Source organism: Streptomyces sp. NPDC005195, from assembly GCF_040608315.1.
Classification (GTDB): domain Bacteria; phylum Actinomycetota; class Actinomycetes; order Streptomycetales; family Streptomycetaceae; genus Streptomyces; species Streptomyces kaempferi.
The window spans coordinates 1-2,779 of sequence record NZ_JBEXHZ010000225.1 but is presented as its reverse complement, the minus strand read 5'-3'; the positions used below and the strand labels follow the sequence as shown (position 1 = coordinate 2,779).

Sequence of the window (2,779 nt, the reverse complement as noted above, 5' to 3'; positions counted from 1 at the left end):
GGCGGTGCCGCCGGTACGGCCGAAAGATCTGAACCAATACCGGGAATCAGGCCGCGACGAGCTCCTGCTCGCGGTCCGGCGTCTTGGCCTTGGGCTTCTTGTTCGGCAGGGAGAGCCGGAAGACCTTGTGCCACGCGGAGAACACCTGCTTGGGCAGTGGCCCGGTGACGTACTCCAGCTCGTACTTGTCGAACAGCGCGCGCACCTTCACCGCGACCTCGGCGTACCGGTTGCTCGGCAGGTCCGGGAACAGGTGGTGCTCGATCTGGTGCGACAGGTTGCCGGTCATGAAGTGCATGGCCCTGCTGCCGCTGATGTTCGCCGAGCCCATCATCTGGCGCAGGTACCACTGGCCGCGCGTCTCGCCCCTGATCGACCGGCGCTCGAAGACCTGCACGCCCTCGGGGAAGTGCCCGCACATGATCACCGAGTGGGTCCAGATGTTGCGGACCATGTTCGCGGTGAACGTGGCGGCGAGCGTGGTGAGGAACGACGGGCCCGACAGCAGGGGGTGGATCACGTAGTCCTTGAGCACCTGCTTGCGGATCTTGCGGCCCACAGCCCTGGCCCGCGCGCGGAACTCGGGGCTCTTGCGGCGGCGCTTGTGCAGGTTCTTGCCGAGCTCCAGGTCGTACGCCGCGATGCCGTACTCGAAGAAGCAGGCGTTGATGAAGTTCCACAGCGGCTGGCCGAGGTGGATCGGGTGCCACCTCTGGTCCTCGTCGACGCGCATGATGCCGTAGCCGAGGTCGTTGTCCTTGCCGATCACGTTGGTGTAGGTGTGGTGCAGCTCGTTGTGCGAGTGCTTCCACTGCTCGGCCGGCGAGACGTGATCCCAGTCCCAGGTGGTGGAGTGGATCTTCGGATCGCGCATCCAGTCCCACTGGCCGTGCAGGATGTTGTGGCCGATCTCCATGTTGTCCATGATCTTCGCCACGGACAGACCGGCGGTGCCGATCAGCCACGCGGGCGGGAAGAGCGAGAACAGCAGCACGCCCCTGCTGACCAGTTCGAGCTTGCGCCGAACAGGACCTTACGCCCTGAGGTACATCAAGCTGGAGGCATGACGAGTGCAGCCCTCCGCAGTAGGGCGTGGAAACTGCTGGAGATGATCACGACGTCGCTGCTGCCGTCGGACTACCTCGACCTGGTCAGCCCGCTGCGTGCGGGCGCTGACCTGCGGGGGCGCATCGAGGCCGTGCACCCCGAGACGGGTGACGCCGCGACCATCGTGATCAGGCCGGGACGGGGCTGGCGCGGCCACACGGCCGGTCAGTACGTGCGGATCGGGGTCGACGTCGACGGGGTGCGCCTGTGGCGTGCCTACTCGCTCACGTCGCCGACGAACCGCCAGGACGGCCGCGTCACGATCACCGTGAAGGCGATCCCGGACGGCAAGGTCAGCAACCACCTGGTCCGCAGGGCGAAACCGGGCACGCTGATCCAGCTCGACCAGGCGACCGGTGACTTCGTGCTGCCAAAGGCCAAGCCCGCCAAGGTGCTCTACCTGACGGCCGGCAGCGGCATCACTCCTGTGATGGGCATGCTGCGCGACATCGAGTTCGACGACGTCGTCATGGTCCACTCCGCGCCACAGCCGCAAGACGTGATCTTCCGCAACGATCTGCACGACCTGGTCGCGGACAAGAAGCTGCGTCTCACCGAGCTGCACACCGACACGGACGGCATGCTCGACATCTCCCGTCTCGACGAACTCGTGCCCGACTGGGCCGAGCGCGAGACCTGGGCCTGCGGGCCCGCCGGCCTGCTCGACGCCGCCGAAGAGCACTGGACCGAGCACGGCGTCCGAGAGCGCCTGCACACCGAACGCTTCCGCCCAGGCATCGTCGTCGCAGGCGACGGTGGCGAGGTCACGTTCAGCACCACCGGCAAGACCGTCGACGCGGACGGCGCCACGCCGTTGCTGGACGTCGGCGAGGAGGCCGGCGTGCTCATGCCGTCCGGGTGCCGCATGGGCATCTGTTTCGGCTGCGTCACACCGCTCAGGGCGGGCGCCGTCCGCGACCTGCGCACCGGCGAGATCACCGAGGCCGAGCCGGGCGTCCTCATTCAGACCTGCGTGTCCGCCGCGGCGGGCCCCTGCGACATCGAACGGTAGGAGCACCTTGACCGCCATCGACCCCACCGCCCACCTGACCGCGGAGCAGATCGAGGAGCTCGGCCGCGAGCTGGACGCGATCCGTGACGAGGTGATCGCCGGCCGCGGCGAGAAGGACGCCGCCTACATCCGTAAGGTCATCGCGGCGCAGCAGGACGTAAATCTGATCGGTTGAATTGTTCGCAGGGAACAAAACGTGAGCCATGTAATCCGGAGGGCCACCGAACTGGCCCTGGACGAGACGACGGTCACCGCGCTTCGGGCGGCGCTGAAGACCACCGCCGACGAGGTCGTCCAGGCGATCATCGACGAGGTCCCTCCCTACGCCAACGCCCTTTCGGGCCGCATGGGCGCCACCATGCGCCGAGCCGTCCGCACCGCTCTGGGGCACTACCTGGACCTCGCGAGCGGGAACGCCACGGGCGGCGACGGCGGAGACGCAGCCTACGAGTTGGGACGCGGCGAGGTGCGCGACGGCCGTTCGATGGACGCCCTGCTCGGCGCCTACCGCGTCGGCGCCCGCGTGGCCTGGCGATGCCTGGCCGCGGGTGCCGTACCCGCAGGTCTGCCCGCCGCCGAGGTCGCCAAGTTCGCCGAGCTGACCTTCGCCTACATCGACGAGCTCTCCGCCGCGAGCGCCGCGGGCCACGCCGACGAACT

1 protein-coding gene and 3 pseudogenes are annotated in these 2,779 nt (G+C 68.1%); 3 read left to right on the top strand and 1 reads right to left on the bottom strand.

Annotated features, from left to right (window positions below):
- Positions 1–46: 46 nt before the first annotated feature.
- Positions 47–1,024, bottom strand: a pseudogene (locus ABZV34_RS38270) (acyl-CoA desaturase); the annotation flags it as partial.
- 39 nt (positions 1,025–1,063) lie between these two features.
- Here ABZV34_RS38270 and ABZV34_RS38265 point away from each other — a divergent pair.
- The 3 genes and pseudogenes from ABZV34_RS38265 to ABZV34_RS38255 all read left to right on the top strand — a co-directional run.
- Positions 1,064–2,119, top strand: a complete 1,056-nt coding sequence (locus ABZV34_RS38265) for a ferredoxin reductase (protein WP_356287547.1) — start codon at positions 1,064–1,066, stop codon at positions 2,117–2,119.
- A gap of 7 nt (positions 2,120–2,126) precedes the next feature.
- A pseudogene (locus ABZV34_RS38260) lies at positions 2,127–2,279 on the top strand (acyl-CoA desaturase); the annotation flags it as partial.
- A 36-nt stretch (positions 2,280–2,315) separates the two neighbouring features.
- Positions 2,316–2,779, top strand: a pseudogene (locus tag ABZV34_RS38255) (PucR family transcriptional regulator); the annotation flags it as partial.

Coding starts and splice junctions, on each gene's coding strand:
- ABZV34_RS38265 (WP_356287547.1), top strand. CDS start 1,064: ATGACGAGTGCAGCCCTCCGCAGTAGGGCGTGGAAACTGCTGGAGATG.